We start from the raw sequence: 26,583 nt of genomic DNA, 5'->3' as shown, positions 1-26,583 counted from the left end.
ATGTTGGTCTAAGCGTATGCGGTGTTGTCAAACATGTGAGTGAGCAAGATCAGCTATCTAGTTTTCAGAGAACAAGGTTCTCTTACAATAGAAAAGAGTCATTGTGCGGTAATGATGGCGGGAAGGATCCACCTGTTCCCATTTCGAACACAGCCGTTAAGCTTCCCAGCGCCGAGGATAGTGAGGGGTTTCCCCTTGTGAAAGCAGGACGTTGCCGTGCAGCTCTTTTTTTATAGTTTTTATTTTTGATTCCGCAATAGCTCAGTTGGTAGAGCGCGCGACTGTTAATCGCGTTGTCGCAGGTTCGAGCCCTGCTTGCGGAGTTTTTTTATACCCTTTTTTTATTTATAGTAAAGAGCCATACGACTGAACAAATATTAGTCGTATGGCTCTTTTTCAATAGGATTATTTATCTTCATGAAAATGATAAATCGGTTCTTCGCGCTCAGGGTCAAAATCTACTTCTAAATTGTATCCGCTAAAAAACCAATCATCTTCTATTTCGGCATAATAAGTGATCCCATTCACTTCTTTTTGTGCCATGGGCTCTTTATCTGGTTGGTCTACTCTCATTCCTACAGAGAATCCTTCATGCACTTCAGTATTCCCATATGTCTTTCCAAAAAACTGGATAGCGTCGCCTTTGTCTAAAGCTAGTTCGTCCTCGAACCAGTTGACAGCTTTATCTGTAACTTCTATTTTCATGAATATGCTCCTTTGTTTTGGGCAAACTTAGATTGTGTATGTCATTGATACGCTTATTAAGGCTATATTGAACGAAAAACCATTTCTTTTAAAGTAGTTTCTTGTCCAATCAGCTTGGTTAGATGAGGTTCTGTTTGCGAAATATCTCCATCGGAAATCGCCTGGTACATTTCTGCTGTAAATTCAGCAGCCGGTTCCGGCATTCCAGATGCAACAAAGTGTTGAATAGCTTCAGGTTGAGATACTGCGCGATGGATGACCTTTTTCCCGCTGGCTTCAGTCAAGGTTTCAGCAAGATCATCGAAACTCCACAGATGTGATGAAGCGAGATCAACGATTTCATTACGATAACCATCTGTACATAAGAGCGTTGCAGCAGCTTTAGCAAGATCATCACGACTAGCTGTATTCAGTGTTCCTTTACCGGTGTTAGTAACCAACTCTCCAGAAGCAACAGACTCTTTTAATGAAGCGTTGATAAAGACTTCTGAATATAAAGGATTGCGAATAAAAGTATAATCTAAATTCGAGACTTTTATCGCTGCTTCCGTAGCCAGATGTAATTTTGCCAGCGAAATGGTTGAATGATCAGCATGCGAAAAGCTTGTATAATATATTTGACCTACCGAAGCATCACGAGCAGCCTTAATGACGGTTGCATGTTGTACAACCCTTTCCATATCATCATTGCTAGGGCTGGAAATAAACAAAAGTTTATCTACTTCTGAAAAAGCCTTAAGCAGCGAAGCATAATCATTATAATTGCCATAGCGAATATTTATTGCTGCAGGAAATTGCTTGTCTGCCTTTTCTTTGTTGCGGACAACTGCAATAATAGTGTCATTACCTTTTTTGTCGAGCAGTTCCTGAATGACCGTATTCCCCAAATGGCCAGTTGCACCTGTGATGGCTATTTTCATGCAATGTTCCTCCAATTCTACCGTTCAATTAAGTGGATTTGTTCTATTCTGGTTTCAATTTTAAGAGTATTCGTGAACAAAGTCAATTCCATCGACTGTGCATACTAGTAAAGAATCTGGTATGATAAATTTAAATTTTGATTGGAGGGATAAGACAATGACAAGGATTGTAATCGCTTCTGATTCATTCAAAGGAAGCGCAGATTCTAAAAGAATCGGTGAATGTATAGAAAAAGGTATTCTAAGAATCGACGATGCCGTTGAAACGGAAATATTCTCAATTGCAGATGGGGGAGAAGGGACTGTTAAGGCACTAGTTGAAAACTTGGATGGTGTTTATCATGAGGTAAATGTTCAAGGTCCTTATAATGCTCAAGTGGCTGCTCGATTCGGCATGTTGAGTGAGACAAAGGCAGTAGTAGAAATGGCAGAAGCTTCTGGCCTTCATTTAAAAGAATTAAATGATTCTCCTGTCAAAGCGACTACATATGGAACCGGGGAGTTAATCAAGGCGGCGTTAGATAAAGGGGCAACAGAATTATTTATTGGTCTTGGCGGAAGTGCAACGAATGATGGAGGTGCCGGAATGGCGCAGGCATTAGGTGCAAAACTTCTGGATAGTAATGGAAACGAAATCGCACCTGGAATAGAAGGACTGAAGACGCTCAGCTCAGTAGATATTTCTTCTTTGGATTCTAGACTGGCTGCTTGTACTTTTACGATTTTATCAGATGTAACCAATCCATTAACTGGTGTCAATGGAGCGACTGAAGTATTTGGACCGCAAAAAGGAGTAGCAGCTTCTGACATCGAAGACTATGATGGCGCCTTAGAGCACTATGCAGATTTAGTAGAAACTGAATTGCAGGGAGAATGGAAGTCAATTAGTGGAGCTGGAGCGGCCGGTGGTCTTGGATTTGGGTTAATGGCCTTCTGCAATGCGGAAATGAAAAGCGGAATCGATGAGGTGCTGAAACTGATCCAGTTAGATCGAGCACTTGCTGAAGCGGATCTTGTCATTACTGGTGAAGGTAAAATGGATGGTCAATCTATCCAAGGAAAAGCACCTGTAGGTATCGCAAAAGCAGCTAAAAGATATAACTTACCGGTGATAGCCATCGTCGGTGGAAGAGAAAATAATATGCAGAAAGTATATCAGGCTGGAATCGATTTGATTATTGATCTGGTCAATCGACCAATGACTTTGGAGGAGGCTATCTCTGAAGTGGAAGAATTGGCAGCAGAGGCGGGAGAAACAGCGTATAGAGCTTTCCGACTAAGAAAGTAAAAAATACTAATCAAGAAGTAGAGGGAATCGATAATGAAGACAGAACGCGAAAAAATGATCAACGGAGATTTTTATGACCCATCAGATGAAGAGCTGATCAAAGCTCGTATTAGAGCACACAAATTAGCGCATACTTACAGTCAGTTGGAAGTGGAACAAGAACGGTCAAACCTGATCAAAGAGATTTTTGGTGCAACAGGAGAAAAGATTCATGTCGAGCCAGGACTGAGAATCGATTATGGAGAAAATATCTCTGTCGGAGAAAGATTTTATGCAAATTTTGATGCTGTGATGCTGGATGTTTGTCCGATAACAATTGGCGATAACGCAATGCTTGGACCGCGTGTCAGTCTAGTAACACCGGAACATCCTCTAGATCCAATCGAACGAAATTCTGGTTTGGAGTTTGGACGTCCAATTAAAATAGGTGATAATTGCTGGGTTGGATCTGACGCTACTATTATCGGAGGCGTAACGCTGGGAGATAATGTTGTGGTGGGTGCAGGTTCCGTCGTTACAAAATCTTTTGGGGATAATGTTGTGATTGCAGGCAATCCAGCTCGCGTCATCAAAACGATTCCTGAAAGTAAATAAAATCTGATTTAGTCAACGTGCACAAAACACTTGAATATTTTTGTGCACGTTTACGTAGAATAATAAAACCGTTTACAATAATATAATAAGTGTAAAGCACAGGATAAACAACTTTAATTCAGAACAGAAAAGGATTGGTGGATGTAATGGTAGAAATCGCTTTGAAGAATATTTATAAAAGTTATGATAACTCTGATGACTATGCCGTCTCAGACTTCGACATGAAAATCAAAGACCGCGAATTTATCGTCTTTGTAGGACCTTCAGGTTGTGGAAAGTCTACAACACTTAGAATGATTGCCGGGCTAGAAGAAATTACTGACGGCGAATTGTGGATCGGCGATACAATGATGAATGATGTTGCACCAAAAGATCGCGATATCGCAATGGTATTCCAAAACTACGCTTTGTACCCGCATATGACTGTATTTGACAATATGGCTTTCGGTTTGAAATTACGTAAATATAAAAAAGATGAAATCAAAAAGCGTGTAGATAACGCGGCTGACATTTTAGGACTGACAGAGTTATTGAACCGTAAACCAGCAGCACTTTCTGGTGGACAGCGTCAGCGTGTTGCCTTAGGACGTGCTATCGTTCGTGATGCAAAAGTATTCTTAATGGATGAACCGTTATCCAACTTGGATGCGAAATTACGTGTAGCGATGCGTGCTGAAATTGCTAAACTGCATAGACGTTTGAATACAACTTCTATCTACGTAACCCATGACCAGACAGAAGCGATGACGATGGCTGATCGAATCGTTATCTTGAAAGATGGGTTCATTCAACAAATCGGAACACCTAAAGAAGTATACGATTTTCCTGTAAATGTTTTCGTAGGGGGGTTCATTGGCTCTCCTGCTATGAACTTCTTCAACGTAACATTGAATGGAAATAAAATTACAAATGATAATGGAATGACTATTGAAGTTCCAGAAGGAAAATTGAAAATGCTGCGTGAAAAAGGGTACACTGATGGTGCTAAATTAGTATTTGGTATCCGTCCAGAAGATATTCACAGTGAACAAGTAGCATTGGATGCTTCGCCGAATACTGTTATTACTTCCAAAGTTGCCGTATCAGAACTTCTAGGTGCAGAAACAATGCTGTATTCTGAAGTCGGCGGTGTAGAATTTATAGCTCGTGTAGATGCGCGTGATTACCACTCGCCAGGTGAAAATGTAGATTTAGCTTTCGATATGGGTAAATCACATTTCTTTGATCCTGAAACAACAAATGTCATTCGCTGATTAAATCGGTCAGAGAAGACCTAATATTGTTATCCCTTTTCCTCTCTAATATTACTCGTATTAGAGAGGTTTTTTTGCACTAAATACCTGAACAGTTTTAATGATTTCATTGTTAAAGCTATTCAGGTATATTTATTTTACTTCATATTTGAATCTGTGGTCTTATCTTCTTTATCGTTATTTCCCGTTACTTGACGGCTTAAAATAACAAGGGAGAATCAGTCCATATAAAACAAATCATTTAGTATAACTGTTCGTAATATATTTTATAAAATCACAATATATACATAGGGGGAATGTAACACAAAAGAGGTTTTAAGCGAATGTATTTTCATGTAAAATAGTGTCATATGATTTTAGAGGAGATAAAGTATAATGAACGAACGATTACGTGGATTTGAAGTAGTATCAAAATATGAAGAACAGAATATTGAACTGCCAAAAAGAGCAACAAGAGGTTCGGCAGGATATGACATTAAAGCGGCAGAAGATACAGTAGTGCCTTCTTTCTGGAAAGCGTTGTTGGCAGAGAATGGGCTAAAAAACATGATGGAAGGGAAAGCTGTTTCTGCAGAAAATCAAAACGTTTTTTCTTCAACATTAGTTCCTACCGGCATTAAAGCTTATATGCCTGAAAATGAATATCTGATGCTGGCGAATCGTTCAAGCAATCCAATGAAAAAACAATTAGCTTTACCGAATGGAATTGGTGTAATTGATGCGGATTATTATGGAAATGAAAATAATGAAGGCGAGATTTTTGTTCAGTTTATCAATTATGGAATTGAAGATGTACTAGTTAAGAAGGGCGACCGTATCGCTCAAGGGATTTTCACTCCATATGAAATTGTTGATAATGAAATAGCAGAATTTCAGACTCGAATCGGTGGTTTTGGTTCATCTGGAGAATAATGAATCGTTTCGATAAATTATGAGAAAGATTGAAGAACCTTCTATGTATATAATGTGAAGATAACTCGTTTCTTGCCTTGATATGATATAATGAATAGATGAATTATAAACTTGAAAGACTATCTAATATTAGGTAGTCTTTCTAAAATTAAACAGCAAAAGAGGTAACTTGATTGGCAAAAAAGAAACCAACAGTATTTGTTTGTCAGCACTGCGGGTATGAATCTCCTAAGTATTTAGGTAAATGCCCAAGCTGCGGAACCTGGAACCAAATGGTTGAAGAAAGGGTTCAACCGAAAAGCGACAGCAGAAGTCGAGTAACCATCAGCGGGAAAGCTTCAAAAGCAGAACCGATTACTGATATTACCATTGAAAAAGAAGAGCGAGTTAAAACCAAATTAGTAGAATTTAACAGAGTATTAGGCGGAGGGGTGGTACCCGGATCACTTGTACTGATCGGAGGAGATCCTGGGATCGGAAAATCCACCTTGCTTCTGCAAGTATCTGCACAACTGAACAATGACGGCGGGACAGTTTTATATGTCTCTGGTGAAGAAAGCGCCAGCCAAATCAAAATGCGTGCGGAACGACTGGAACTCCGCGGAACAGATTTTTATTTATATGCAGAAACGGATCTGAGCTTAATTCAAGAAACAATTGAAAGTATTAAACCAGATTATGTAATCATTGATTCAATTCAGACGATGCATCATCCGGAAATCGACAGTGCTTCGGGCAGTGTCTCACAAGTTCGTGAATCAACAGCCACATTGATGCGATTAGCAAAAATGAACAACATCGCAATCTTCATCGTCGGTCACGTGACAAAAGAAGGAAATATCGCTGGTCCTAGAATGTTGGAACATATGGTGGATACCGTTTTATATTTTGAAGGGGAAAGACACCATACGTTCAGAATTTTAAGAGCTGTCAAAAATCGATTCGGATCAACAAATGAGATTGGTATTTTCGAAATGAGAAACGGTGGACTGGAGGAAGTATTGAATCCTTCTCAATTATTCCTGGAAGAAAGACTGGCAGGCGCTACTGGATCTTCAGTTGTTGCGGCAATGGAAGGGACACGGCCTGTGCTTGTGGAAATTCAATCACTGATATCACCGACGGTTTTCGGAAATGCTAAAAGAACGGCTAGCGGATTAGACTATTCCAGAGTATCATTAATTATGGCTGTTCTAGAAAAAAGAGCGGGTCTGCTGCTGCAGAATCAGGATGCTTATCTAAAAGCCGCCGGAGGTGTTCGTTTGGATGAACCAGCGATCGACTTATCGATTGCTGTCAGTATTGCATCCAGTTATAAAGAAAAAGAAACGCGAGCAACCGACTGTTTTATCGGAGAAATTGGATTGACGGGAGAAGTCAGAAGAGTCTCTAAAATCGAACAAAGGGTTAATGAAGCCGCAAAACTCGGATTTAAGAGAATCTTCGTTCCAAAAAACAATCTGTCTGGATGGACATTTCCTAAAGAGATTGACATTATAGGATGCTCCACCATTTCAGAAGTCATTAAAAAAGCATTTAACTAGCACAAGGAAGGAGGATTTGATGATTAAAAAGTTGATTATTTTTACATTTGTTCTAGTAGGGGGAAGTTTGGGGTATAATTTCTTTCCAGAATTGATGAACTTTATCCCTTCTGTCCCGGGATGGATTTCTCACCCGGTCGTTGGTTTGCTGCTTGGCGCGGTCTTGTTCTATCTGATTTCGTTCCAGGCGGTCAGACCGATCCAAAAGGTTATCAACCGGATTGAAAAGTTTTTCAGCGAACAAAGTGTTTCCTATTTATTATTCGGGAGCGTCGGTGCGATTATTGGACTTATTATAGCTATTCTGGTTAGTATACCGTTTATCGCTCTCAACATTATGATTCTTAAAGATATTGTTCCATTGATTTTAGCGGTTGTATTAGCTTATACTTTTTTCCAGTTTGCAACGTCAAGACGCGAAGAGATTCGCCGTTTACTGACTTCTAGAACGTCAAAACCTGATGAAAGCGGCGTGCTGGAAAGAAAAGAAGGGGACACCTTCAAAAAGTATAAAATCGTAGATACAAGTGCCATAATCGACGGTCGTATTCTGGATGTCACGAAAGCAGGTTTCCTGGAAGGGGTACTTGTCGTTTCTCAACACGTCTTGCAGGAATTGCAGTATATTGCAGATTCTTCAGACAGCTTGAAACGTGTTCGAGGACGTCGCGGATTGGATATACTGAATGCTTTGCAGAAAGAAGATAATATTGAAGTGATTATGGATGACAGTGAACAGACTGAATCTGAAGAAGTAGACATGAAGCTAGTCTATCTTGCGAAGAAAATGGATGGTGTCGTCGTTACAAATGATTACAATTTAAATAAAGTAGCGGAGTTCCAGCGTGTTCCGGTTTTAAATATCAATGAGTTAGCGAACGCTGTCAAACCAGTCGTCATCCCAGGAGAAAACATGCAGGTCATGATCGTCAAGAACGGTACGGAGAGAAGCCAGGGTGTGGCGTATCTGGATGATGGAACAATGGTTGTTGTAGAAGAAGGACAACACTATATGAACCAGTCAGTAAAAGTCGTTGTAACTAGTGCACTGCAAACCAATGCCGGACGTATGATTTTTGCTAAAATGGCACATAGTCAAAAGGCGATCGATAACCAAAACGATAGGAAGGGAAAATCGTGAAAGATACGTACGAAGTGATCCTTTTAGGTGCCGGTGCCGGCATCCGTTTTGGTGCTAAAGAAAATAAAATACTGCTGGAGTTGAATCAGCGTCCGTTATATGATTATGCATTAAGTGTTTTTTTAAATGATCAGCAGTGTGAACAAGTCGTGTTTGTTGTTCAAGAAATGGAACGTCTGCAGATTCAGCATCAGGTTAGAAACTTATATGGCTCACTCCCAGAAAAGCTGACTTTCGTTGCTGGCGGCAGTGAAAGACAATACAGTGTGAAAAATGGACTGGCCGCTTTAAACGATCCGGAAAATGGTCAGGTAATGGTTCATGATGCAGCCAGACCGTTTATAGATCAAGAAATGGTAAATACCTTATTAGATGCCGTCAAAGTGGAAGAAGCGGTTATTTTTGCGATTCCTGCTAGAGATACCATTAAAGTTGTGCGTAATCAAGAAGTCCATCAAACGTTGCACAGACCAGTAATCTGGCAAGTACAGACACCTCAGGCATTCAAAAGCCGCTTGTTGATCCAGGCTTATGAACGAGCAGATCAAGAAGAGTTCGTTGGAAATGAAGAAGGAGAATTGGTAGAACGATTGAATCATCCGGTCAAAGTAGTGACTGGGAAAGAGTTGAACTTTAAAATTACGACGGCAACAGATTTCATGATTGCAGAAGCTTTAATGGGTAAAGCAAAATAATCTCCGGATTATCAGACAATCAGCTGGATAAAGTAGCATTTCACTTGTAATCATGGTAAATTTAAAGAGAATCGTTAAGTTATAAAAGGAGAATCGTTATGGAAAACAAAGTCCGTGTAAGATACGCACCAAGCCCGACGGGACACTTGCATATCGGGAATGCACGAACAGCATTATTTAATTATTTATTTGCCCGCCATCATGGTGGCGAGTTTATCATCAGAATTGAAGATACAGATATCAAAAGAAATGTTGAAAATGGTGAACAAAGCCAGCTGAACAACTTGAAATGGTTAGGGATCGATTGGGATGAAAGCTCTGATGTAGGCGGACAATACGGTCCTTACCGTCAATCTGAACGTAAAGACATCTATGATCCGCTGATCGAACAGCTGCTGGCTGAAGATAAAGCGTATAAATGCTACATGACACCGGAAGAACTTGAAGAAGAACGTGAAGCACAGCGCGCTCGCGGAGAGATGCCGCATTATAGCGGGAAACACGCTCATCTGACCGCAGAAGAGCAGCAAGAAAAAGAAGCGCAAGGACTAGTGCCGGTTGTTCGTTTCCGAGTTCCTGAAGGCAGCACTTACAAATTTGACGACATGGTCAAAGGCGATATCATATTTGAAGCAGATTCTCTTGGAGGAGACTGGGTAATCCGCAAACGCGACGGAATGCCGACTTATAACTTTGCTGTTGCGGTCGATGACCATTATATGGAAATCTCGCATGTCTTGAGAGGCGATGACCATATTGCCAATACACCTAAACAAATGATGATCTACAACGCTTTTGGATGGGACATGCCTAAATTTGGTCATATGACACTGATCATCAATAGCGAAACAGGTAAAAAATTAAGTAAACGAGACCAGACGATTTTACAGTATATTGAGCAGTATCGCGAGTTAGGGTATCTTCCAGAAGCATTATTCAACTTTATTACGCTTCTTGGTTGGTCTCCGGTCGGGGAAGATGAACTGTTTTCACGTGAAGCGTTTATCGAAATGTTTGATCATAAGCGCCTAGGAACTTCACCGGCTGCTTTTGATGCAAAAAAACTGGAATGGATCAGCAACCAGTACTTGAAACAACTAGACTTAGACGAATTGACACTGAAAGCTGTGCCGCATCTAGTAGAGGCAGGTCATCTGGAAGCTAACCCGACCCCTGAAAAGAGCGAATGGGTGAAAAAACTGGTGGGTCTTTACCAAGAACAGATGAGTTATGCGGCTGAAATTACTAAACTGGCTACATTATTCTTTGAAGAAGATATTGAGTGGGATGCAGATTCACTAGAAGTCTTAAAAGGTGAAACAGTTCCTCAAGTTTTGGAAGCTTTCACAGCTCAGTTAAAAGAGGTTGAACCGTTTGAAGCTGGTGAAATCAAAAAAGCAATCAAAGCCGTTCAAAAAGAAACGGGCATAAAAGGGAAAAACTTGTTTATGCCGATCCGAGTAGCAGCGACTGGACAACAACATGGACCGCAATTAAATGATGCGATTGAACTGCTTGGCAGAGAACGAACACTAGAACACTTAGAAAAAGCCAAAAAACAATTAGTATAATACCGACAAATATTAGGATAAGAAAAAGTAGTTTAAGTGCAGTCTTCAGAAAGCCTGAGCAGATGAGAACAGGCGGCTTGCGATTAAACGAAATGCCTCTTTGAATTAGATTGCTGAATGAATACAGTAGGTGGTCTCGGTTCATCACCGTTAGCAGATGAAAAGGGAACGCCGGCATTGTAATGTTTGTCGTTCTGAAAAAAAGTGGAACCACGTATTCAGCGTCTTTTATAGAGGCTGAGTACGTGGTTTTTTCAATAGAAATGGATGCTGAGAAAGGAGATTGATCGATGATTGAACTGTATAACACGCTGACGAATCAAAAAGAATCTTTTAAGCCTATCGAAGAAGGAAAGGTAAGAATGTACGTCTGCGGTCCAACGGTGTATAACTACATTCATATTGGAAATGCAAGAAGTGCAGTAGCGTTTGATACCGTCAGAAAATATTTTGAATATCGCGGATACGAAGTGAATTACGTTTCTAACTTTACGGATGTCGACGATAAAATTATCAGAGCAGCAAAAGAATTGGAGATTGAAGCGCCAGAAGTCGCAGATCGGTTTATTGAAGCGTATTATGAAGATACGGAGGCGCTCCATGTAAAGAGACCGACGCATTCACCAAGAGTGATGGAAAACATTCAAGAGATTATTCAATTTATTGAAGTGTTGATTGAAAAAGAATATGCTTATGCAGTTGACGGAGATGTGTATTATCGAACGCGCAAATTTCAAGGTTATGGTAAGCTCAGCGGGATTTCAGTAGACGATCTGGAAACAGGTGCCAGCAATCGTTTAGAAGAAATCGAGAATGAGAAGAAAGAGGACCCACTGGACTTTGCTTTATGGAAATCGGCCAAGAGAGACGAAATCAGTTGGACATCCCCTTGGGGAGAAGGACGTCCAGGCTGGCATATTGAATGCTCTGTCATGGCAACGAAGTATTTGGGTGACACCATTGATATCCACGCTGGTGGGCATGACTTGACGTTCCCGCATCATGAAAATGAAATTGCGCAGTCCGAAGCAAAGACGGGAGAACCATTTGCACACTATTGGATGCACAATGGATTCGTCAATATGGAAAATGAAAAAATGAGCAAGTCACTCGGGAATGTTGTGCTCGTCAATGAATTGAGAAAGGCTCATGATCCACAAGTGTTGCGCTTTCTCCTATCTACGGTCCATTACCGTCGTCCGATCAACTATACAGAAGAGACGATACAAGAAGCAAAGACGAATCTGACTAAAATTCAGACTGCTTATGCTAATGCATATCATCGTTTAAGTGACGCTTCAGCTTCACTGGAAGATGATGACCGTCAATTACACTTGTGGGATGAAATGATTGGTCGCTTCAAACAGCACATGGATGATGACTTCCAAGCGCAAAACGGGATCACTGATGTCTATGAAATGGTCAGAATGCTGAATCGATACTTGGATGCTTCAGAGGCATCTCAAATCGTACTGCAATATGCGATGAATGAATTAACAGCAATCATGGCGATTTTTGGCATTGACCTGGAATCAGCGGTGGATACTGAATTATTAGATGAAGAAATCGAGGCGCTGATTGAAGAGCGGAATCAGGCTAGAAGCGAGAAAAATTTCCCGAGAGCAGATGAAATTAGAGATATCCTTCAAGAACAGGGAATTTTGCTGGAAGATACACCGCAAGGGATTCGCTGGAAAAGAAAGGATAGCGTATGAGTCCTAAAGATGCCGAACTGCTGAATGGACTTGCGCTCGCTTATATGGGAGATGCAGTCTATGAACGATTTATTCGCGAACGATTACTGACAAAAGGGCAGACAAAACCGAATCAGCTGCACCGTCTGGCAACAAAATATGTTTCTGCAAAAGCGCAAGCCTGGCTGATGGATGAAATGATGACAGAAGAAGTCTTGACTGAAACGGAGCTGAACTACTTCAAGCGTGGTCGAAATGCAAAAAGCTATACAAAAGCAAAAAACACGGATGGGCCTACGTATAATAAGTCCTCAGGGTTCGAAGCGGTTATCGGCTATCTTTATTTAACCGAACAGTCAGAGAGAGTAGCAGCTGTCATGCAATACTGTGCTGAAAAAATAGAGCAGAGACAACAGAACGACCAGTAAATTAAATCATTGAAAGGAGGAACAGAATATGGCGAAAAGACCCAACCAGCGCAAATCAGGAAATGCGAAAAATAAACACAGCAATCATCGTCCGAAGCGTTCAAACAATCGCATTCAAACAAAACCTGAACAAGATCAGACACAGGAGCAAAATATTACTCAAGATGAAATGGTGATCGGCAGAATCCCTGCTCTGGAAACTTTGAAATCAGAAAGAGACATCAATAAAGTATTTATACAAGAAGGCTTATCTGGCGGCAAACTTAAAAACATCCAAGATGAAGCGAAAAAACGCAAGATTCAAATCAGTTTTGTTCCTAAAAGCAAACTTGATTTATTAAGCGACGGTGAAAATCATCAGGGAGTACTTGTTGCTGCCAGTCCGGTTGCGTATGCAGAGTTGGAAGACTTGTTTGCAGCTGCAGAGGCTAAGTCAGAAGCGCCGTTTTTCTTGCTGCTGGACAGTATAGAAGATCCGCACAATTTGGGCTCGATTATGAGAACAGCCGATGCATCAGGCGTGCATGGAATCATTATTCCAAAACGTCGAGCAGTTGGATTGACTTCTACTGTAGCCAAAGCCTCTACAGGAGCAATCGAATATGTTCCAGTGGTGCGCGTAACGAACTTGGCACAGACAATAGATGAATTGAAAGAACGGGGCCTATGGATTTTTGGGACAGATATGGATGGGAAAGATTACCGCCAGTGGTCTGTGGATTCACCGATCGGATTAGTGATTGGCAATGAAGGTAAAGGCTTGTCACGTTTAGTAAAAGAAAAGGTTGACGAAACCCTGACCATTCCAATGACAGGAAATGTACAAAGTCTGAACGCAAGTGTAGCATCGGGACTGTTGATGTACGAAGTTTTCCGGAAGCGAAACGCACTATAATCGTTTTAAAATACAGGAAAGGAGGAGAGCAATGAAAAAGGAACTCTTATATGTAGACGGTTATAATATGATTGGTGCTTGGCCGGAACTAGTCAAGCTGAAAAAGATGGATAAAATGGCAGATGCTAGAGATTTGCTGCTGCACGAACTCAGTAATTATGCCAAATATCAGGAAATGGAAGTCAGAATTGTGTTTGATGCCCAGCTAGTTCCTGGTATCCAGCAAAGGTATGATAAATACGATGTTGTGGTCATTTTTACCCAAGAGGGTGAGACAGCTGACAGTTATATTGAGCGCTCAGTTGGCGAAGAAAACTTTCTGCTGACGAATGTTTCTGTTGCGACTTCAGACTTGGCTGAGCAGTGGATTATCTTTCAAAAAGGTGCTTCCAGACAGTCAGCGAATGAATTGTATCGAGATATCAAGCGGGTAAAGAAAAATATCTCGCTTGATGCAACGTTATACCGAATGCAGCAATATCGGCGCAACTCTCCTCTAAAATCCCAGGATGAACAACGGTTAAAAGACTTATATCAGAAAATGATCCAGTCGGATGCCGGAAATAATCGTGCAGACAAAAACACTGAAAAGTGAACAAAATGTGAACGAAAAAGAGTGCTTTTAAAGTGCTCTTTTTTTACTTTGGAAAGCATATTGAAAACGCTTGATAATAGTTTTTTTGAACAATATTATCTATGCTGGACTATTCGATAAATCTAATGTGTTGAGCAGAAAAGTTAATAAAATCACAAAAAAAATCGTGACATTTAGTTCTGTTATGGCAGTATATATATATGGGATCTCTTTTTTTCGCAATTAAAGTGAAAGAGTGAACAAAAATACAGAAGTGAAAGGAGCAGAAAAAAATGACTTTAGCATTTAATGAAGAGTCAGCATATCACAATTGGGAGGGGGAGGAAAAGGTCAATCAGGAGTTGATTGAGATGATTCAAAATGGTGATGACAGCAAATTGAGCGATCTCTACGAAAGCTGCAATCCAATACTGAAGAGAGCGTTGAGTTGGCGGTACATAAAAGGATATGAACAAGAAGATCTGTGGCAGGAAGCGAGTGAATGTTTTGTTGAGGCAACAAAAAAATATGACTCTACTCGCGGGATGAGCTTTAACGAGTACTTAGCTTTAAGTTTAGACAATCATTTCAGCCGGTTAATTCGGTGGACGACTGCACTAAAAAGAAAATCAAATGTAGAAGCACTATCGTTAGACGGCATTGTTGAGCAGGCTGGACAGCATGTAATGGGCATTTCAAAAGAGCTGACGCCTTCAGAAAAAGTGATTATTAAAGAAGCGATGATAGAGTATAAACTGAACTTATCAAAGTTTGAGAGAACAGTCAGTATGTTGTTTATGTTTGGGCTTAGCTACGATGAAATTGCCGAAACAACGCAAAGTTCCAGAGAAAAAGTTATGAATGCCAAACACCGCAGTGCTCAGAAGTATAGAAGATTGTTTTTTCCGGAAAAAGATAATGGGTAACTGAGAGACAATAAGCCAAGTTTTGAACGAATTAGAATGAAACCGTTCTATTTGTTCAAGTGATCTTAGGCTAATAAAAGCGCAAAAAGAATAGCTGCGAACGATTCGCAGCTCAGAGATGTTCCTTGGAGTCAGACGATTCAGACTTCGCTTCGTATTGAATCCGGAACCGACGCATGACAGCTGTTTTATCCATTAAAAAATTTGCAGCTATTCCGATTGCGATTCCAGATAGGATGCCCATAAATGATAATACCGGCAGGTAAAGCAGGACGGTCCAAGTCCTGGCGATGCTGCTGGCCACAAAAAGCTGTCCTAAATTATGCAAGATTCCTCCTGTTGCACTGACCCCGATAATGCTGACTTTTTGCTTGCCGATTATCTTAACGACCAGCATACCTAGATAACTCAATACAGCACCTGCTGCACTGTACATAAACGTTGAGAGTGTTCCACCCAGCAGAGTGGTCATAATCAGTCTCATTCCCACCACTTTCATACTGTCTTTGAACGGCAGTGTATACAGTGCAACAATCGTAATTAAATTAGCGATACCCAACTTAGCTCCAGGCGCAAAGGCAAAAGGGAATGGAATACTCCGTTCTACTAATCCTAGAATGACTGCCTGAGCAGATAGCAAAGCAATATAAATCATTTTCTGCGTTTTAGTCATATTCGACTTCCTTTAAGCTTGATTCATTCTCGTAGATATTACATACTAGTCCACTAATTTTATCAGTATTTTGCCAAGAAGTGTATAGGGTTTACAAATTTCACAAACGATAACAGCAGTTTATCGAATGAATCGACGAAACCTGACACATTTTCTAAAAGGATCTTTGAATTCAGGTTGACTATCTTAACCGTAAACAGTATTATTTAGATTGGTATGCAATAAAAAGTCAATTCGACAGGCACCACCAAGAAACGAGGAAATCAATCTAATGAAAAAGAAAATCATTTTAGCCTGTACAGAGTGCGGCTCTAGAAACTATACAAAAGATGGCGGAGCTAAAGTCCGTACAGAGCGATTAGAAGTTAAAAAATACTGTAGTTACTGCGGAAAACACACACTGCATAGAGAAACAAAGTAATCCTGAATGATACCGGTCCTAAATGGTCAATGAATAAAGTTAGTAGGAGGGAACGAACATGGGTAAAATTAAAACGTTTTTTGGAGAAGTTAAGCATGAGTTGAAAGAAACGACTTGGCCTTCAGCGAAGGACATGCGCAAAAATATTTTAACCGTATTTGGAGTAGTTGCTTTCTTCAGTGTGTTCTTTTATGGAACAGACTCACTTCTGTCATTTTTATTGAGTTTACTGTAAAATTCATTTGAGAAATCAGAGGAAATGCAGTATGATAAGGGTACAAGACAACTAAGTATAAAACAAACGCAAAAAACCTTCTCAGACTTTAAAGATGCAGAAGGTTTTTTATTATGAGAAAAAAACACTTATAAAGGAGATTATTATGAACGAATTAGAATTATCAAAAGCCTGGTATGTGCTGCACACCTATTCAGGATACGAAAACAAAGTGAAACAAAACCTGGAATCACGAGCTACAAGTATGGGGATGGAAGACAATATCCTGCAAGTGCTGATTCCTGAAGAACAGACGTATGAAGAAAAAAATGGGGAAACAAAAGTATCTACAAGCAAAGTGTTTCCCGGATACGTATTAGTAGAAATGATTATGTCTGATGATGCTTGGTATATTGTACGAAATACCCCGGGTGTAACAGGGTTTGTCGGATCTCACGGTGCAGGAAGCAAGCCGTCTCCTCTATTGCCTGAGGAAGTAGATCAAATCTTGCGCAGCATGGGTATTAACCCTCGTAAGGTCAACATCGATGCAGAAATCGGCGAACGCATCAAAATTATCGCCGGAGCTTTTGCCGGTATGGAAGGTACGATTACAGAAATCGAATCAGAAAAAGGCAAGGTAAAAGCTTTAGTAGAGATGTTTGGTCGTGAAACAAACGCAGAACTTGAGTATGACCAGATCGCACAAATCAAAGACTGATTCAGTTCAAATAAATTGAATTAGTTGTTGACAAATAGATATGATTGTTATAGAATACATCAGTACGTCTAATATGCGGTATGCATATTTGGCATGCAGTTAAATAGTGGGAGAGGAAAACTATAACCTCATTTAACCACTCGCGAAACAAATCAAGGAGGTATGTCTCGTGGCAAAGAAAGTCGTAAACGTAGTCAAATTGCAGATTCCTGCAGGGAAAGCTAATCCAGCTCCTCCAGTAGGACCAGCACTAGGACAAGCACAAGTAAATATCATGGGATTCTGTAAAGAATTTAACGCTCGTACTGCTGATCAAGCAGGAATGATCATTCCGGTTGTTATCTCAGTATACGAAGACCGTTCATTTACATTTATCACTAAAACACCACCAGCTGCTGTATTGCTTAAAAAAGCTGCCGGCGTTGAGTCTGGTTCAGGCGAACCAAACACTAAAAAAGTGGCATCTGTAACACGTGATCAAGTTAGAGAAATCGCTGAAACAAAAATGGAAGATTTAAACGCTGCATCTGTAGAAGCTGCTATGCGTATGGTTGAAGGAACAGCTCGTAGCATGGGCTTCACTGTCGAAGGTTAATTAAACCCGAGACTCTAAGCTCTTGCTGTCTCCCTAGTCGCTTGATCTGCCTGAAGTCTCTATAGACTAGCGGATAAGATCTTGGCGTACTGAGGAGAACAAGTGGGAGGTTAAACCGTTAATACCACAACAAGGAGGAAATAATCATGGCGAAGAAAAGTAAAAAGTTTTTAGCTGCTTTAGAGAAAGTCAATAGAGAACAACTTTATGATGCTGCTGAAGCACTAGAATTAGTAAAAGAAATCGACTACGCTGGATTCGATGCAACAATTGAAGTTGCATACCGTCTAGGTGTAGACCCTAAACAAGCTGACCAGCAAATCCGTGGCGCAATGGTATTGCCGCACGGAACTGGTAAAACATCAACTGTTGTTGTTTTCGCAAAAGGAGACGCTGCGAAAGCTGCAGAAGAAGCTGGAGCTGACTTTGTAGGCGACAGCGACCTGGTTGCAAAAGTACAAGGTGGATGGTTAGAGTTCGACGTTGTTGTTGCAGCGCCGGACATGATGGCTGAAGTAGGTAAACTAGGACGTATCTTAGGACCAAAAGGCCTAATGCCAAACCCTAAAACTGGTACAGTTACTCCAGATGTAGCGAAAGCTGTTAACGACATCAAAGCTGGACAAGTCACTTACCGTGTTGACCGTCAATCAAACATTCACGTTCCAATCGGAAAAGTTTCTTTTGACGTAAACAAACTGCAAGAAAACCTTGCTGCGCTTCACGATGTGATCGTAAAAGCAAAACCTTCAAGCTCAAAAGGTGTTTATATCAAAAATATGGCTGTTGCCAGCACATTTGGCCCTGGTGTCAAAGTTGATTCTTCAACAGTTAAATAATTTTTTGAAATTTTACAATTAATTCTTGACCTGCAGAGTGCAGCTTGCTATACTTATGCAGGTTAAGCAATTAACTGAACATTGATGACTAAACAGTAGAAGATGTCTATCAGAAACTGTTAAATTATACCGAAGACAGTATGTGGCGTCGGCCTTAATATCATACCGAGGATAATTGTGATGTATAACCATACTAACACACAATCCCTCTTTGTCTGCGGAGACATGGGGTTTTTTTATTGCCCTTTACCAACTATCAGGAGGTGAAACATCAATGAGCAAAGCAAGTGTTTTAGCACAAAAAGAAGAATTAGTACAAGATATTACGAAAAAATTCGAAGATGCAGCTGCAGTAGTCGTAGTAGACTACCGTGGATTGACAGTTGAGCAAGTAACTGAGTTGCGTAAACAATTACGTGACGCTGGAATCGAAATGCGTGTATTGAAAAATACAATGCTTCGTCGTGCAGCAGCAGCAGCAGGTTTAGAAGGGCTAGATGACGTCTTCAAAGGACCTACAGCTGTAGCGTTCAGTAATGAAGAGGTTGTAGCACCTGCAAAAATCATTGCGGACTTCGCTGGAGACGCAGAAGCTTTAGAAATTAAAGGCGGCGTCTTAGAAGGTCGAGTAGCAAGCGTTGAAGAAATCAACAAAATTGCGAAACTGCCAAGCCGCGAAGGGTTACTTTCTATGTTGCTATCTGTACTTCAAGCACCAGTTCGAAACACTGCATTGGCAATCAAAGCTGTTGCAGAGAAAAAAGAAGAGGAAGCAGCGTAACTTCCGATTCGGAAACGCGTTCCTTGAGTATCATCATGCACTATCATTTAACTAAAAAAACAACAATCAAATTGGAGGAAAATATAAAATGGCATTAGATATCGAAAAAATCATTGCTGATTTAAAAGAATCTACAATCGTTGAATTAAACGATTTAGTAAGCGCAATTGAAGAAGAGTTCGGCGTTGAAGCTGCAGCACCAGTTGCAGCAGCAGGAGCTGCAGAAGGCGGAGCAGCTGAACAAACTGAATTCACTGTTGAATTAACAAGTGCTGGTTCAGCTAAAATCAAAGTAATCAAAGCGGTTCGTGAAGCTACTGGTCTTGGCTTGAAAGAAGCTAAAGCATTAGTTGACGGAGCTCCTTCAGCAGTTAAAGAAGGCGTTTCTAAAGAAGAAGCTGAAGAACTTAAAGCTAAAATCGAAGAAGCTGGCGGATCTGTAGAACTTAAGTAATTTTGTTCTGACACATCTGTAAGCGAACAATAATAGCTTACATTAAAGCATCCCTTTCTGGTCAATCCTTGATCAGAAAGCGGATGTTTTTTCGTTCGCAAACATTAAGAAACCTTTGCGATTATGTGGCGAATTCTTGCTAAATCTCCTATAAACCTATCAATACCGGAATGAATCTGTTAAAATGTTTTTTTGAAGAGAACCCCTGTCTTTAACGACAAACAAAAGCTTACCAGGATTAGAATCGTTTAAAGGAGAAATAACATGAGCAACAATAAAGAAAATCAAAAAATTGACTATGGAATCATACTAACCGTCATGCTATTAGCGTTGATCAGTATCAGTATGATTTATTCGACCACTGCTTTAATGGGTGGAGCGGGACTTGCGCCGACCATTATGCAAGCTGTTTGGTATGGACTAGGTGCCATTGCAGTCTGTGTAATTATGCAATTTGATTCAGAGCAGCTTTGGAAAATGACTACCTATCTCTATATAGGCGGCATTCTACTACTCATTCTTACCAGTTTATTTTATGATAGAAATTTAGAAACAGCTACAGGAGCTCGTTCTTGGATTCGTTTGGGTCCGATCGGTACGATCCAACCTTCAGAATTTGTAAAGATTCCATACATCCTAATGTTGGCAAGGCTTGTTACCCGCCATAACAGTCACTATCAGAATCGCGATTATGCTAGTGACTTTAAATTAATTGGAAAGCTAGCCTTGTTTTCTGCTATTCCGACCGCACTTGTTTTATTGCAGAACGATTTGGGAACCACCCTGGTGTATTTGGCAGTCTTTATTGGAGTGGTTCTGTTGTCAGGGATTAAGTGGCAAATTTTATTACCGGCTTTTTTAGCAGTAGCCGGATTAGGAACTACGTTGATTTTATTAGTTGTCTATAATCGTGACTTTTTACTACAGCTTGGATTCAGCAACTATCAGTTCGCCCGTATCGATACATGGCTTAATCCTTATCAAGGGACATCCGATACATCATATCAGGTAACGCAAGTGTTTAAAGCAATAGGATCTGGCGGCATATTTGGTAAAGGTCTTGGTACTACTGAAGTCCACATCCCGGTTAGAGAATCTGATATGATTTTTTCAACTATAGGAGAAAATTTTGGATTTATCGGTGGAGCTTTTTTGATCTTCATCTATTTTGTTTTAATTTATCATATGGTAAAAATCGTTTATGATACTAAAAATGAATTTTATGCTTATATTGCGACAGGTGTCATTATGATGATCGCCTTCCACGTTTTAGAAAATATCGGTATGAGTATTGGCTTGCTTCCTATGACAGGAATTCCACTGCCGTTTATTTCTCAAGGTGGATCCTCTCTTTTAGGAAACATGATGGGAATCGGCTTGATCATGTCCATGCGTTATCACCATAAATCGTACTTCTTCTCTGGAGATGGAGAAGACTTCTATCCGGGTGCGTAAAGGCTGGTCGGTAAAATAACGGATAAAGGAGAGGAAGCCGAGAATGGTTAAAGAAAGAATCAAACATGCAGATAAATACCTTGCTATTCCTTATTTGATTTTGTCTTTATTCAGTGTGGTTATGGTATATAGTGCCAGCAGTTATGTGGCGCTTCAAGATTTTGATGATCCCCAGTATTACTTGATTCGTCAATCGATATTTGTAACGATCGGCATGATTCTAGCGTTCTTGGGATTCTTGTTCCCTTTCAGGGTATTGAAAAAGAAAAGGTTAGTTATGCTGGTGACGATCGGAACGGCTTTTACATTATTGGTTCTCCTGTTTTTCGGGAGAGAGATCAATGGTGCAAAAGGTTGGATCGAAACCCCTCTATTCAATATCCAACCTGCTGAATTTGCCAAGCTGGTCGTCATTTGGTATTTATCATACATGCTGTCTAAAAGACAAAAGGTCATTACAAACGAATTTTTAAATTCTATATTAGCGCCTGGTTTATTGGTCGGCTTTATTGTTGCACTGATTTTTATCCAGCCGGATACTGGGGCAGCGATTGTGATCTCGGCGGTCAGCTGTGTGCTGCTTATGGCCAGTGGAGTTTCAGCTAAATTCGGATTAAAGATCAGTGCTATTGGAGCAGCAGTTGTTTCGGGAATATTATTACTGGTCCGAACTTACGGAGAACACTTGCCTTTCCTTCCGCATTATCAGTATCAGCGGTTCTTGGCGTTTTGGGATCCTTTTGCATTGGCTGAAGGCGCCGGGTTGCAACTAGTGCAATCTTATTATGCTTTGAGTCGGGGAGGGCTGTTTGGAGTAGGAATCGGCAATAGCGTACAGAAGACAGGATATTTGCCAGAGCCCTATACGGATTTCATCCTGTCGATTACAGGGGAAGAGTTAGGCTTGTTTGGAATCTTGCTTGTTCTGATTCTTTCGACACTAATTATTTCTCGTATGTATTTAATCGGAATCCGCTCGAAGAAAAGTTTCGAATCCATGATGTGTATTGGAATTGCAACACTGTTTCTAATTCAAGCAGCGATCAATGTCGGCGGTGTTGTCGGATTGATGCCGATCTCTGGTATGACGTTTCCGTTATTAAGTTACGGAGGATCCAGTATGTTGATCTTGTCGGCTGCTGTCGGGTTAGTACTGAATATATCAGCTAGAGATAATATAGAAAGAAGCCGAAAGAAATGATCAGCGGCTTTTGAAGAAAAACGTTCTGAGGATACTCAGAGCGTTTTTTTGTAATTTACAGTTGCAACTTCCTGCAGAAATTGCTACAATTACAAAAGCAAAATTCCTTTAAATTTTATCCTGTGAGGTAAAAAAGGATGGAGAAGCGCTACATAATCATTTTCTCTTTAGATGAAGTTTCTGACGACGCCTAGTATAAAAAGGTGAAGAGTAAGAAGTTTGGTGAAGGAGAAAAAGATATCCATCTGATTTTAAGGTCCTTTTGCTTAAAAAGCAAAGGGTATTTTTTTGCGCAAAATACAGAAAATCACTTAAAACCAGAAAGGGAGATCAACTATGGCAGTACACAAACAACCATTGATATTAGATGTGGAGGATAAACCGGCATTAGCGACCGGATTGTTTTTAAGCTTGCAGCATGTGTTTGCAATGTTTGGTGCAACGATCTTGGTGCCGATCTTATTAGGGCTTCCTGTCTCTGTTGCGTTGTTAGCAAGTGGAGTAGGTACGCTGATCTATCAGATTGCGACGAAAGCAAAAGTACCCGTTTATCTAGGTTCTTCTTTTGCATATATTGCAGCCATGCAGATTGCCATTGAGCAAATGGGTGGTGATATCAGCGCAGCTCAAACCGGCGTTGTGCTGGTTGGACTGCTGTATATCATTGTTTCAGGTGTGGTAAAAGTAGTGGGAACAAGCTGGATTGATAAACTGCTGCCGCCGATTGTCATCGGTCCGATGATTATGGTAATTGGTCTTGGATTGGCAGGGAATGCAGTGCAAAACGCGGGATTAGTAGCAGATGGCGACTGGCGGAATGTCATCGTAGCCGTAGCAACGTTCTTAATTACGGCGTTTATTAATACCAAAGCAAAAGGGTTGTTCAAAGTCATTCCGTTTTTAACGGGGATTGTCGCTGGATACCTGATTGCCTTGCTTCTTGGAATCGTAGATTTCACACCGGTTTTAGAAGCAAACTGGCTGGCGCTACCTGAACTTTACCTGCCGTTTCAAACAGAACATTTTAATTCTTATGATTTTTATTTAGGGCCTGAAACTTGGGCGATCCTGCCGATTGCTTTAGTGACGATATCAGAGCATATTGGAGACCACACTGTTTTAGGAAAAATCGTAGATCGACCATTCTTAAAAAATCCGGGACTGTCTAGAACGTTGATTGGCGATGGAGCAGCGACGGCCGTTTCAGCATTTTTCGGTGGACCGGCAAATACTACCTATGGTGAAAACACTGGGGTTATCGGCATTACCCGTATCGCTTCTGTCTCAGTCATTAGAAATGCCGCATTTATTGCGATTGGGTTGAGTTTCCTAGGGAAATTCACCGCATTGATCTCTACAGTGCCTAATGCGGTCCTAGGCGGTATGTCGATCCTGCTTTACGGTGTTATTGCCAGCAATGGATTGAAAGTCATGATCGAAGACAAAGTTGACTTCAATCAGTCGCGGAATCTGATCATTGCCAGCTCCATGCTCGTCATAGGGTTGGGCGGAGCGGTATTTGACCTGGCAGGCGTAGTAACGCTTTCTGGAACAGCTCTTAGTGCCATTACCGGAGTGATTTTGAACCAGATCCTTCCAAGGGAAGAAGTATTCGACTCTGAACTTTAAATAAAATCTTTTAAAGGGGTGCTTGAGCACCTCTTTTTTTATTAGTAAGATTTTTTTAGGATATTTTTTGATATTTTTAAGCAATACGGTAAAATGAATAAGGATCATGAAAATAAAATAAATTATTTTCAGTCAAGTATTGATGAAAAAACAGATGAGACGAATAAAAAGACTACCAACTTAGAAAGTGTGCAAATAATGAAAGAAAGAATCGAATCAGATGCTATGGGAACTGTCCGGATTGACGCTTCTAAAAAATGGGGCGCGCAAACGCAGAGAAGTTTAGAAAATTTTCCGATCGGACAAGAGAAGATGCCGACTGAAGTTATCCAAGCCTTGAGCTTAATCAAAAAAGCAGCAGCGCTGACAAATGCAGAACTGGATCTTTTAGAGGAAGAGAAAGCAGAAGCTATTTCTGGAGTATGCGATGAGTTGCTATGGGGGATATTAAATACTGAGTTTCCATTATCTGTCTGGCAGACCGGCAGCGGAACACAGACTAATATGAATTTGAACGAAGTGATTGCTCACATCGCAAACGAAGAACAGGGGCAGCCGGACAACTGGATCCATCCTAATGATGATGTGAATAAAGGACAAAGTTCAAACGACACTTTCCCGACGGCGATGCAGATCGCTGCAATTTTAAAAGTGAATGAGAGATTGCTGCCCGTACTAGCAAAAGTAGAAGAGACACTGATTGAATTGAAAGATCGGTATAAGGACACCATTAAAATTGGGCGGACCCATCTTCAGGATGCTACGCCATTGACCTTTGGACAGGAAATTGATGGTTGGTTGGGAATGATTCAACAAAACCAGTATATGCTGCGCACTGCACTGGAGTCTCTTTATGCCTTGCCATTAGGCGGTACGGCAGTTGGTACAGGGTTAAATGCAGCTTCGGAGTTTTCAGAGCGGGCGATTCAGAAAATGAACCGCTGGACGAAAGAGCCTTTTACTCAGAAAGAAAATAAATTTCATGGTTTATCCAGCAAAGATTCTTTTGTATACTTTCACGGGGCATTGAAGTCGCTGGCTGCGAATGCCATGAAGATGGCCAACGATATTAGATGGCTGGCCAGCGGACCTCGAACAGGGTTTGCAGAAATTACGATTCCAGCTAACGAACCGGGTAGTTCGATCATGCCGGGAAAAGTAAATCCCACACAAGCGGAAGCATTGACTATGGTCTGTGTACAGGTCATGGGGAATGATACCGCAATCGGAATTGCTGCATCGCAAGGCAATTTTGAATTGAATGTCTATATGCCAGTCATTATTTATAATGTGATTCAGTCCATTACACTGCTGGCGGATGGTCTTGAAAGTTTCAACCAGCGCTGCTTAACCGATCTGCAGGCAAACGAAAGCCGGATGCAGCATTACGTTGATCAGTCGCTGATGCTGGTAACAGCACTGACACCTGTTATTGGATATGATAAAGCCAGTCGGTTAGCGAAACAGGCTTACGAAGAAGAAAAAACATTAAAAGAAGTGGTGATGTCTGCAGGGGTACTTTCCGAAACAGACTTTGATCACTACACTGATCCTAGAAAGATGGTATAACATTTATGAGCGATCACTATTATACAAACACTCCGCAGTCCAAAAGTCAGCAGCAATCATGGTCAGCAGAACTAAGAGGAATGGATTTTACATTCACTACAGACTCTGGCGTATTTTCGAAAGAGAAGGTGGACTACGGTTCAACAGTTTTATTGAATGCAGCAGATCTAACGGTTTTTCCGGAAGGTCCCCTGCTGGATGTCGGCTGCGGCTATGGACCGATTGGGCTGACATTGGCAAAGCTGGATCCAAAACGGACAGTCGAAATGGTCGATATCAATGAACGGGCCATCGGATTAGCGAGAAAAAATGCAGCGGACAATGCCGTCAGCAATGTTTCTATCTATCCTTCGTCTCTATATGAAGCTGTTCAGCATAAAGCCTTTGCTGGGATTTTTTCAAATCCTCCAATCAGAGCGGGCAAGCAGACAGTCCATCGTATTTTGGAAGAGGCTGTTGATTATTTGAAACCCGGCGGCTTACTAACGATTGTAATTCAGAAAAAGCAAGGAGCGCCCAGTGCACAGAAGAAAATGGAATCCGTATTCGGAAATGTAGAACGGATTGCATTGGATAGAGGATACTGGATTCTTCAATCAAAAAAAGCACAATAAATGAGATAGAAAAGTATGTCGGAGAAAAGTTTCAGAATCTCTTGACATGCTTTTTCTTCTAGTGTAAACTAAGTAGACGCTAAACAATGTATGTAATGGAAAACTGTGCGAAATATTGTCCGTACGGGATTCTGAAGGATAAACAAAAGAATGTGAGAATGAATCAGTCGATTTTTCACTAATCTTTTGTATTTTTTTTGGTCTAAAACAGCAAAATAGGTTGCGGTTTAAACGAAATGTCATAATTGTAATCTAAACGTAATGTTGATGATCGGAT

The 26,583-nt window shown here is 40.7% G+C and carries 28 protein-coding genes, 1 tRNA gene, 1 rRNA gene and 2 other annotated features; of the genes, 27 read left to right on the top strand and 3 right to left on the bottom strand.

What is annotated here, in order from left to right:
- The first annotated feature begins 104 nt into the window (after nt 1-104).
- Nucleotides 105-220: ribosomal RNA gene (gene rrf, locus B6F02_RS10905) — 5S ribosomal RNA — on the top strand.
- A gap of 30 nt (nt 221-250) precedes the next feature.
- Nucleotides 251-323 (top strand) — tRNA-Asn (locus B6F02_RS10900).
- Nucleotides 324-405: 82 nt separating this feature from the next.
- Here the strand turns inward: B6F02_RS10900 and B6F02_RS10895 are convergent.
- Together B6F02_RS10895 and B6F02_RS10890 are read right to left on the bottom strand one after the other, a co-directional pair.
- Complete coding sequence (locus B6F02_RS10895; RefSeq protein ID WP_080147368.1) at nt 406-705, bottom strand: HesB/YadR/YfhF family protein; 300 nt, start codon at nt 703-705, stop codon at nt 406-408.
- Between the two features lie 62 nt (nt 706-767).
- Nucleotides 768-1,625 (bottom strand): SDR family oxidoreductase, encoded by an 858-nt coding sequence (locus tag B6F02_RS10890; protein WP_080147367.1) that lies wholly within the window; start codon nt 1,623-1,625, stop codon nt 768-770.
- 157 nt (nt 1,626-1,782) lie between these two features.
- Between B6F02_RS10890 and B6F02_RS10885 the strand changes: the two genes are divergently transcribed.
- From B6F02_RS10885 to B6F02_RS10825, 13 genes are all read left to right on the top strand, one after another.
- Nucleotides 1,783-2,913, top strand: coding sequence for a glycerate kinase (locus B6F02_RS10885; RefSeq protein WP_080147366.1), 1,131 nt, complete (start codon nt 1,783-1,785; stop codon nt 2,911-2,913).
- Between the two features lie 33 nt (nt 2,914-2,946).
- Nucleotides 2,947-3,507 carry a sugar O-acetyltransferase gene (locus tag B6F02_RS10880; protein WP_080147365.1) on the top strand — a complete coding sequence of 187 codons (561 nt, stop codon included), beginning with the start codon at nt 2,947-2,949 and terminating at the stop codon, nt 3,505-3,507.
- A gap of 146 nt (nt 3,508-3,653) precedes the next feature.
- The gene (locus B6F02_RS10875; protein WP_080147364.1) at nt 3,654-4,760 is read left to right on the top strand and encodes an ABC transporter ATP-binding protein; all 1,107 of its coding nucleotides are present in this window, start codon (nt 3,654-3,656) and stop codon (nt 4,758-4,760) included.
- A 375-nt stretch (nt 4,761-5,135) separates the two neighbouring features.
- Nucleotides 5,136-5,672 (top strand): dUTP diphosphatase, encoded by a 537-nt coding sequence (locus tag B6F02_RS10870; RefSeq protein WP_080147363.1) that lies wholly within the window; start codon nt 5,136-5,138, stop codon nt 5,670-5,672.
- A gap of 173 nt (nt 5,673-5,845) precedes the next feature.
- Entirely contained in the window at nt 5,846-7,216 is a 1,371-nt protein-coding gene (gene radA, locus B6F02_RS10865) for a DNA repair protein RadA (protein ID WP_080147362.1), read from the top strand.
- A gap of 19 nt (nt 7,217-7,235) precedes the next feature.
- Nucleotides 7,236-8,357 carry a PIN/TRAM domain-containing protein gene (locus tag B6F02_RS10860; protein WP_080147361.1) on the top strand — a complete coding sequence of 374 codons (1,122 nt, stop codon included), beginning with the start codon at nt 7,236-7,238 and terminating at the stop codon, nt 8,355-8,357.
- Nucleotides 8,354-9,052, top strand: a complete 699-nt coding sequence (gene ispD, locus B6F02_RS10855; RefSeq protein WP_179128578.1) for a 2-C-methyl-D-erythritol 4-phosphate cytidylyltransferase — start codon at nt 8,354-8,356, stop codon at nt 9,050-9,052. Before B6F02_RS10860 ends, ispD begins: the two co-directional genes overlap by 4 nt.
- Nucleotides 9,053-9,150: 98 nt before the next feature.
- Complete coding sequence (gltX, locus tag B6F02_RS10850) at nt 9,151-10,623, top strand: glutamate--tRNA ligase (RefSeq protein WP_080147359.1); 1,473 nt, start codon at nt 9,151-9,153, stop codon at nt 10,621-10,623.
- A gap of 5 nt (nt 10,624-10,628) precedes the next feature.
- Nucleotides 10,629-10,855 (top strand) — a binding site (T-box leader).
- A 58-nt stretch (nt 10,856-10,913) separates the two neighbouring features.
- On the top strand, nt 10,914-12,338 hold the full coding sequence (gene cysS, locus B6F02_RS10845) for a cysteine--tRNA ligase (protein WP_080147358.1): 1,425 nt from the start codon (nt 10,914-10,916) through the stop codon (nt 12,336-12,338).
- Nucleotides 12,335-12,745 carry a Mini-ribonuclease 3 gene (locus B6F02_RS10840; protein WP_080147357.1) on the top strand — a complete coding sequence of 137 codons (411 nt, stop codon included), beginning with the start codon at nt 12,335-12,337 and terminating at the stop codon, nt 12,743-12,745. Before cysS ends, B6F02_RS10840 begins: the two co-directional genes overlap by 4 nt.
- Nucleotides 12,746-12,773: 28 nt before the next feature.
- Nucleotides 12,774-13,640: a 23S rRNA (guanosine(2251)-2'-O)-methyltransferase RlmB gene (gene rlmB / locus B6F02_RS10835; RefSeq protein ID WP_080147356.1), complete on the top strand. Its 867-nt coding sequence runs from the start codon at nt 12,774-12,776 to the stop codon at nt 13,638-13,640.
- A 31-nt stretch (nt 13,641-13,671) separates the two neighbouring features.
- Nucleotides 13,672-14,235, top strand: a complete 564-nt coding sequence (locus tag B6F02_RS10830) for an NYN domain-containing protein (protein WP_080147355.1) — start codon at nt 13,672-13,674, stop codon at nt 14,233-14,235.
- A 272-nt stretch (nt 14,236-14,507) separates the two neighbouring features.
- Nucleotides 14,508-15,140, top strand: a complete 633-nt coding sequence (locus B6F02_RS10825; protein WP_080147354.1) for a sigma factor — start codon at nt 14,508-14,510, stop codon at nt 15,138-15,140.
- Nucleotides 15,141-15,252: 112 nt separating this feature from the next.
- On the opposite strand, the gene B6F02_RS10820 is transcribed toward B6F02_RS10825, so the two are convergent.
- Nucleotides 15,253-15,813 (bottom strand): Gx transporter family protein, encoded by a 561-nt coding sequence (locus B6F02_RS10820; RefSeq protein WP_080147353.1) that lies wholly within the window; start codon nt 15,811-15,813, stop codon nt 15,253-15,255.
- 271 nt (nt 15,814-16,084) lie between these two features.
- Between B6F02_RS10820 and rpmG the strand changes: the two genes are divergently transcribed.
- The 12 genes from rpmG (at nt 16,085) to B6F02_RS10760 (ending at nt 26,306) form a co-directional block, all read left to right on the top strand.
- Entirely contained in the window at nt 16,085-16,234 is a 150-nt protein-coding gene (gene rpmG / locus B6F02_RS10815; protein WP_080147352.1) for a 50S ribosomal protein L33, read from the top strand.
- A 58-nt stretch (nt 16,235-16,292) separates the two neighbouring features.
- Nucleotides 16,293-16,469 carry a preprotein translocase subunit SecE gene (gene secE / locus B6F02_RS10810; protein WP_080147351.1) on the top strand — a complete coding sequence of 59 codons (177 nt, stop codon included), beginning with the start codon at nt 16,293-16,295 and terminating at the stop codon, nt 16,467-16,469.
- A 145-nt stretch (nt 16,470-16,614) separates the two neighbouring features.
- The gene (nusG, locus tag B6F02_RS10805) at nt 16,615-17,169 is read left to right on the top strand and encodes a transcription termination/antitermination protein NusG (protein WP_080147350.1); all 555 of its coding nucleotides are present in this window, start codon (nt 16,615-16,617) and stop codon (nt 17,167-17,169) included.
- A gap of 169 nt (nt 17,170-17,338) precedes the next feature.
- Nucleotides 17,339-17,764 (top strand): 50S ribosomal protein L11, encoded by a 426-nt coding sequence (rplK, locus tag B6F02_RS10800; RefSeq protein ID WP_143745290.1) that lies wholly within the window; start codon nt 17,339-17,341, stop codon nt 17,762-17,764.
- A gap of 146 nt (nt 17,765-17,910) precedes the next feature.
- Complete coding sequence (gene rplA, locus B6F02_RS10795; RefSeq protein WP_080147348.1) at nt 17,911-18,603, top strand: 50S ribosomal protein L1; 693 nt, start codon at nt 17,911-17,913, stop codon at nt 18,601-18,603.
- Between the two features lie 111 nt (nt 18,604-18,714).
- Nucleotides 18,715-18,849: a sequence feature (ribosomal protein L10 leader region), on the top strand.
- Nucleotides 18,850-18,877: 28 nt separating this feature from the next.
- Nucleotides 18,878-19,384 (top strand): 50S ribosomal protein L10, encoded by a 507-nt coding sequence (rplJ, locus tag B6F02_RS10790; protein WP_080147347.1) that lies wholly within the window; start codon nt 18,878-18,880, stop codon nt 19,382-19,384.
- A gap of 88 nt (nt 19,385-19,472) precedes the next feature.
- The gene (rplL, locus tag B6F02_RS10785) at nt 19,473-19,838 is read left to right on the top strand and encodes a 50S ribosomal protein L7/L12 (protein ID WP_080147346.1); all 366 of its coding nucleotides are present in this window, start codon (nt 19,473-19,475) and stop codon (nt 19,836-19,838) included.
- A 264-nt stretch (nt 19,839-20,102) separates the two neighbouring features.
- Entirely contained in the window at nt 20,103-21,293 is a 1,191-nt protein-coding gene (locus B6F02_RS10780) for an FtsW/RodA/SpoVE family cell cycle protein (RefSeq protein ID WP_080147345.1), read from the top strand.
- Between the two features lie 43 nt (nt 21,294-21,336).
- Nucleotides 21,337-22,494, top strand: coding sequence for an FtsW/RodA/SpoVE family cell cycle protein (locus B6F02_RS10775; protein WP_080147344.1), 1,158 nt, complete (start codon nt 21,337-21,339; stop codon nt 22,492-22,494).
- Nucleotides 22,495-22,830: 336 nt separating this feature from the next.
- Nucleotides 22,831-24,123 (top strand): uracil-xanthine permease family protein, encoded by a 1,293-nt coding sequence (locus B6F02_RS10770; protein WP_080147343.1) that lies wholly within the window; start codon nt 22,831-22,833, stop codon nt 24,121-24,123.
- 93 nt (nt 24,124-24,216) lie between these two features.
- A complete protein-coding gene (fumC, locus tag B6F02_RS10765; RefSeq protein WP_306293718.1) occupies nt 24,217-25,692 on the top strand; it encodes a class II fumarate hydratase in 1,476 nt (491 codons plus the stop codon).
- 5 nt (nt 25,693-25,697) lie between these two features.
- Nucleotides 25,698-26,306, top strand: coding sequence for a class I SAM-dependent methyltransferase (locus tag B6F02_RS10760; RefSeq protein WP_080147342.1), 609 nt, complete (start codon nt 25,698-25,700; stop codon nt 26,304-26,306).
- Nucleotides 26,307-26,583 lie beyond the last annotated feature (277 nt).

Source organism: Marinilactibacillus piezotolerans, from assembly GCF_900169305.1.
GTDB classification, from domain to species: domain Bacteria; phylum Bacillota; class Bacilli; order Lactobacillales; family Carnobacteriaceae_A; genus Marinilactibacillus; species Marinilactibacillus piezotolerans_A.
This window is presented reverse-complemented; position numbering and strand designations above follow the sequence as displayed.